The organism is Stenotrophomonas sp. STEN033, from assembly GCF_056856655.1.
Genome location: NZ_JBXFWM010000114.1, coordinates 1 through 4667, shown reverse-complemented (window position 1 = coordinate 4667; position 4667 = coordinate 1). Strand labels below are relative to the sequence as shown.

The following is a 4667-nucleotide window of genomic DNA, read 5'->3' as shown; positions in this document are numbered from 1 at the left end:
CGCGGCCCGGTGCCGCGTCCTTTTGTCTTGCCTTCCGCCTTTGCCTTCCGCTGTCGCTCCAGGCACCGGCGGCCCGGCGGCGCTGCTGCGTGAGCAGCCAGCGCGCCGGCGAACGCGGCGATGGCCGTAGGCCGGGCGCGTTCGAGGCAAGACGCCTGCACGTTGGACGGCTGCGCCGGATGCAGCGCGACGTGCGGTGCGAATGCACCGGCACGGCAGGTGCGGCGACACGGAAGCAGCCAGCAGAACGACATGCCCGATGGCACGTCAGAGCGCAGCGAGTCGGCGGCCATCATGGGCGTGTCACCAGCCACACCGGATGCGCAACGCCGATCACGGCGGATGTGCTCACCGGGCCGAAATAGCGGCTGTCGAACGATGCCGGATTCGTCACGCTCAACAGGAACAGTTCGCCCGGTTCAAGGCGGCGGCAAAGCTGTAAGGATGGCAGCTCCCGGCCCAGCCGGTCGGCAGGCAGCACGGTGGCCGAAGGCACGCCGTCGATGCGTACCTGACCGGCGACGATGCAGACGTGTTGCGGCGCGACCGCGCCCACACGTTTGAGCAGCGGAACGCGCGTCGGCAGGTAGCCGCGCTGCGCAGCGAGCCCGGCGGCCGTGGCCGGAAGCGGCACCAGCACGATGCTGTCCACGGACAACGGACGTGGCAGCGAGGCGGTGCGCGGGTTGAACGGGTCGATGCGATACCAGCCGACCGCCACGCTGTCGGACGGGTTGTAGGTCAGACGCGGCAGCGGCGACACGAAAGCCGCCCAGGCCAGCGCAGCGAAGCCGATGGCGGCCAGTGTCGCCACGACGATGCGAGCGCGCAAACGTGAACGCGGGTGCGAGCGAGGACGTGGCGCAACGGCAGGCGCGTTGGCGGTGGTGGTTGGGGCGGTCATGGCAACACCTTCCCGGCCAGCCAGGCGGCGTGCCGCTCGGCGGTGTATTCGGGCAGCGCAAGGCGAGCCGCCAGACGGTTGCCCAGCGTGCGCCAGTACGCGGGCGACACGTCGATGGCGGCGATACCCAGCGCCTCGATGCCGTCGATGCGCTCCAGCACGGCGCGCACGTTGGCATCGCCTTCGGCGTGCAGCAGCAGGCGCGCGCCCGGCTGCACGCCGGGGATGCGCTGTGCCGCGTCCAGCGGCGGGCAAGCCTGCATCACCATGAGCTGCCAGCGGATCGTGCCGTAGTCGTTGGCCTGCCAGCGGATGCGGCAGAGCATCGCGCCCGGCAGGAACACCGCGCAGCGCCGCCAGTCGTCCAGGCGCAGCGTGCGCGCAGGTTCGCCGAAGCGCAGGTAGAGTTTGAAGCGATGTTCGAGGTAGGCCAGCGAAACGCGGGTCAGCGGCACGTTGCCGGCCTGACCGGCGAGTATCGCGGGATGCAGCGGCGGTGCAGCCGTGGCCGCGCCAGCGGCGGGCGAAGCGGATGCGGTCATGGTGTGTTCTCCCTGCGGTGTTCTGGAAACTCCCGCTCCAGCAGGCTGCGCAGCAGATCGGCCACAGTCACGCCTTGCGTGAAGGCCGACACCTTGATGCGCGCCCGCATGGCGGGCGTGATGTCGAGCGTGAGGCGGGCCGTGTAGAGGTCGCCTTTGCCAAGCGCATCGGCGTCGCCCTGGCGAATCCACGCCTCGGCGTGTGGATTCGCGGGCGGACGTGCGCCGATGCCGACGCGCTTGCCCGTGCGTTTGCTGTTGGGTGGCTGCTTGGTTGTCATGTGGGCCACCGCAGCAGTTCGTCCACCAGGGCGGTGATTTCGCGGGCGGCGGCGCTGTCGGGCGCTGTCTCGCGTGCGAGCCGGCCAGCGGCCACGCTGTCGGCGAACACGATGCGCTGATGCACTTCCGAGCGCAGCGCGGGCAGCGGCTGTTCGGCCAGCGATTGCCGCGCCTCGCGGCCGATGATGGTGGTGCTGACGCGCCGGTTTATGACGAAGGCCGCGCGCAGCGCAGGCCGGAACACCTGCGCCTCGCGGATCAGCGCCACCATCTCGGCGCTGGCCCACAGGTCGTAGGGGCTGGGCTGCACCGGGATCAGCACGCGCTCGGCCGCCAGCAGCGCGGAGCGCGCCAGGGCCGCGATGCGCGGCGGGCCGTCGATGATGACGTGATCGGCGCGGCGGGCCAGCTCCGGCGCTTCCTGATGCAGCGTCTCGCGGGCAAGGCCCACGGCGCTGAACAGCCGTGGCAAGCCTTGCTGGCTTCTGCGCTGCGTCCAGTCCAGCGAGGAACCCTGCGGGTCGGCATCGAGCAGGACGACATGCTGGCCGCGCAGCGCCAGTTCGCCCGCGATGTGCGTGGCGAGCGTCGTCTTGCCGACACCGCCTTTCTGGTTGAGCAGAGCGAGGATCATGGCGCGGCCCTCCGTGTTGGAAAGCCGGTCTTTCGCTCCTGCGTTTGGTGCCGTTGGGTGGTTGTCCACCGAAACGGCGCGCTTCTACTAAAAGTTATGTATTTCTTGTTAGGTAAGTTAGAGGGGACGCAAACCCGCGCCGTTATTGGCTTTCCGGCGTTTTCGTACTCCTGATAGCACGATAGGCGTACTCCTGATAGCACGATACCCGGTACTCCTGATAGCACGAGGCTATTCACACCTTTTCCCGCAGTTATCCCCGTGCCGTGTGCAGCACGGGCCGGAACGTCAGCAGCTCCGTTCCGTCGTCCGGTATCCGCTCGATGCCCAGGACGTAGCCGGGCAGCGACTGCCGCACCACCAGAGCGCGCAGGTCGTAGGCGAAGTCGGAGAAGCGCGCCGCGCTGCCCGACTTGCGGTGCAGGTGCCGGAAATCGAATTGCCAGCCGTCCGGCTGCTTGCCGCCGTGCTTGCGCACCAGGCGGTACAGCCAGCGTTCGATGCCGCCCTTCAAGCGGAAATAGGCCGGGTCGATGGTCAGCACCAGCGCGGCATCGAGCACGCCGGCATAGAACCAGTCCGGCAGGATCAGTTCGATGCCCAACGGCGTGCCGCTGGCGTCGGCCAACTCGCGCCATTCGTTGATCCACGAGAAACGGTGCAGCCGCCGGCCGGTCGTCTCGCGGATGGACGTGGCAATGCTGGTCGATTGCAGCCGGTCGAGCGCGGCTTTCAGCCGCAGGTAGTCGTTGAGGGACGTGCCGCGCCCGATGAAGCGCAGGATCTCGTAGGGCGTGGCGCGTATCCAGCGCGAGGGGCGGATGCCCGCATCGCGCGCCTCCACGATCTGCGAGGCGGCCCATATCAACACGTCGGCATCCCATATCGTTGCGATGCCATGCTCGGCCGTGCCTTCCACGCGGATGGTGATGCCGCCGGCGCGGAAGTCGATCGGCGCCGTGCGCCGCGACTTCGCCAACGAGAAGAACGGAAAGGCCATCAAGTCCTGGCTGTCGCGGGGTGCCATGTCGCCCGGCAGCGCGCGGAACAGGTCGAGCTGTTCGCGCTGCGGCAAGGCTTGCCCTGGCGGGCTGGACATGGCGACGGCCACCCACGCGCCAGCGATCAGCGGCCATCACGGTAGTCGCCCGCGTGGCGTTCGGCATATTCCGGGTCGGAAGTCGCCTCGTAGCTGCGTTGGTCGGCCCAGGCATCGAGGTCGGACACCGCGTACATGACACGGCGGCCGAACTTACGGAACTTCGGGCCGCCGCCGATCACGCGCTGTTTCTCCAGCGTGCGCGGCGAGAGGCGCAGGTACTCGGCGGCTTCGTCGTTAGTCAGGTAGCGTTGGGGCTGCGCAGGCGCAGCGACAGCAGCGGCGGCAGGCCGCAAGGGAGCGGGTCGCATGGGATGTACCTCCATCAAGCCCGGCCACACCACGCGGCCGGATAGAGGCACTTTCAAGAAAGCGAGGCTGCTTGCTAAGGGACGATCTGCGGGGGACGCGAAACGTCCCCCCTACTGCAACGGCAGCAGCGGAAGCTGTGCCAGGCGGCGATAGCCGCCGCGCATCAGCGCCTCGCCACGCCGCACCAGCCGGCGCACGCGGGCGCGCAAGGCGCTGTCCTTGTGCCAGTCGGCCGCGACGGCATCCGCGCCGAACAGCCCTTCGGCGACTTCGCGCAAGGACGCGCCCGCCAGGGTCGCATCGAGAGCCTGCAAGGTGTGCAGTTCCAGCACCGCGGCCGTCGTGGGCCGGGAACGGGCCGCCGCCGCAGGCGCGGCAACCGTTGCCACGGCCAGGGCGTCCAGCTCGGCCGCGAGCGTGCGATAGCGCGCGCACGGCGTGGCGCAGGCCCGAGTGGCGTAAAGGTAGGCCATGCCGTCCTCCAGGCCCGGCGCAAGCGCGAGCCGCAGGCAGCAGCCTGGCCAGTGCGACACCAGCACCAGGCGCTTGCCATCGTGGATCAGTTGCTTGCGCCCAGGCACGCGCCAGAACTCGAAGGCATGGGCCTCGGGCGGTGGGTCGGCATCCGGGTAAAGTTGTACCACGGCGTCGTGATCGGGGAACCAGGCCGGATGCGCGTCGCGCGCATCCAAGGCTGGATCTTCCAGCAGGCGCAGACCCCATGCCTGCGCTGCGTCCGGCCGTCGGCGACGGCGCAGCCAGTCGCGGCGGTAGTCGGGATTTCGGCGCAGGTATTCCCACGCCAACGCGGGGCCGTCCAGGTGCAGGACGTAGAGATAGGCCGCTGTCGGATACCAGTGTTCGGCGCTCGGGTCAGCCATGACGCAACCTCCT

The 4667-nt window shown here is 69.1% G+C and carries 7 protein-coding genes and 1 pseudogene; all 8 read right to left on the bottom strand.

Going from position 1 to position 4667, the window contains the following annotated elements; all coding sequences use genetic code 11:
- Positions 1-296, bottom strand: a pseudogene (locus AC1VXC_RS20845) (hypothetical protein); the annotation flags it as partial.
- Positions 293-904 carry a S26 family signal peptidase gene (locus tag AC1VXC_RS20840; protein ID WP_006473307.1) on the bottom strand — a complete coding sequence of 204 codons (612 nt, stop codon included), beginning with the start codon at positions 902-904 and terminating at the stop codon, positions 293-295. The pseudogene AC1VXC_RS20845 and the gene AC1VXC_RS20840, both read right to left, overlap by 4 nt.
- The gene (locus AC1VXC_RS20835) at positions 901-1446 is read right to left on the bottom strand and encodes a DUF2840 domain-containing protein (protein WP_006473306.1); all 546 of its coding nucleotides are present in this window, start codon (positions 1444-1446) and stop codon (positions 901-903) included. The genes AC1VXC_RS20840 and AC1VXC_RS20835 overlap by 4 nt, the downstream gene beginning before the upstream one ends.
- Complete coding sequence (locus AC1VXC_RS20830; protein WP_006473305.1) at positions 1443-1727, bottom strand: hypothetical protein; 285 nt, start codon at positions 1725-1727, stop codon at positions 1443-1445. The genes AC1VXC_RS20835 and AC1VXC_RS20830 overlap by 4 nt, the downstream gene beginning before the upstream one ends.
- Positions 1724-2362 carry a ParA family partition ATPase gene (gene parA, locus AC1VXC_RS20825; protein ID WP_006473304.1) on the bottom strand — a complete coding sequence of 213 codons (639 nt, stop codon included), beginning with the start codon at positions 2360-2362 and terminating at the stop codon, positions 1724-1726. Before parA ends, AC1VXC_RS20830 begins: the two co-directional genes overlap by 4 nt.
- A gap of 253 nt (positions 2363-2615) precedes the next feature.
- Positions 2616-3473, bottom strand: a complete 858-nt coding sequence (locus tag AC1VXC_RS20820) for a replication initiator protein A (protein WP_012076326.1) — start codon at positions 3471-3473, stop codon at positions 2616-2618.
- A gap of 14 nt (positions 3474-3487) precedes the next feature.
- Positions 3488-3772: a helix-turn-helix transcriptional regulator gene (locus AC1VXC_RS20815; protein WP_004883058.1), complete on the bottom strand. Its 285-nt coding sequence runs from the start codon at positions 3770-3772 to the stop codon at positions 3488-3490.
- Between the two features lie 111 nt (positions 3773-3883).
- Positions 3884-4654, bottom strand: a complete 771-nt coding sequence (locus AC1VXC_RS20810) for a DUF2285 domain-containing protein (protein ID WP_482995088.1) — start codon at positions 4652-4654, stop codon at positions 3884-3886.
- Between the last annotated feature and the right edge of the window lie 13 nt (positions 4655-4667).

Excerpts from the sequence above, each read along its gene's own strand:
- AC1VXC_RS20830 (WP_006473305.1), bottom strand. The coding sequence starts at position 1,727 with ATGACAACCAAGCAGCCACCCAACAGCAAACGCACGGGCAAGCGCGTC.
- AC1VXC_RS20840 (WP_006473307.1), bottom strand. The coding sequence starts at position 904 with ATGACCGCCCCAACCACCACCGCCAACGCGCCTGCCGTTGCGCCACGT.
- AC1VXC_RS20835 (WP_006473306.1), bottom strand. The coding sequence starts at position 1,446 with ATGACCGCATCCGCTTCGCCCGCCGCTGGCGCGGCCACGGCTGCACCG.
- parA (WP_006473304.1), bottom strand. The coding sequence starts at position 2,362 with ATGATCCTCGCTCTGCTCAACCAGAAAGGCGGTGTCGGCAAGACGACG.
- AC1VXC_RS20815 (WP_004883058.1), bottom strand. The coding sequence starts at position 3,772 with ATGCGACCCGCTCCCTTGCGGCCTGCCGCCGCTGCTGTCGCTGCGCCT.
- AC1VXC_RS20810 (WP_482995088.1), bottom strand. The coding sequence starts at position 4,654 with ATGGCTGACCCGAGCGCCGAACACTGGTATCCGACAGCGGCCTATCTC.